The following is a 403-nucleotide window of genomic DNA, read 5'->3' on the forward strand; positions in this document are numbered from 1 at the left end:
GACCGGCCCTGCTGTGGAACGACCTGCGCTCGGCAGACGCGGCGGCCGCCCTGATCGCGGAGCACGGCGCCGCCGCCCTCGCCGAGCGCACGGGCCTGGTGCCCGTGCCGTCGTTCACGCTCACCAAGGTGCGGTGGCTGCGCGAGCACGAGCCGGAGCACGCCGCGCAGGTGCGAGCGGTCGCCCTGCCCCACGACTGGCTCACCTGGCGGTTGCGCGGCTTCGGACCGGACGCGCCGCGCGGAGCCGCCCTCGACGAGCTGGTCACCGACCGCTCCGAGGCCTCGGGCACCGGCTACTGGACCGACGCGGGCTACGACCGCGAGCTGTTCGGCGCCGCGCTCGGCCGCGACGCGATCCTGCCCCGCGTGCTCGCGCACGACGCGGCCGTGACCGATGCGAA

1 protein-coding gene is annotated in these 403 nt (G+C 76.7%); it reads left to right on the forward strand.

The window, feature by feature from the left end:
* The coding region (locus DW309_RS00100) for an FGGY family carbohydrate kinase (protein WP_240753067.1) at positions 1–403 on the forward strand (403 nt) is incomplete at both ends.

Origin of the sequence: Microbacterium sp. K41 (genome assembly GCF_004794395.1) — a bacterium.
GTDB classification, from domain to species: Bacteria; Actinomycetota; Actinomycetes; order Actinomycetales; family Microbacteriaceae; genus Microbacterium; species Microbacterium sufflavum.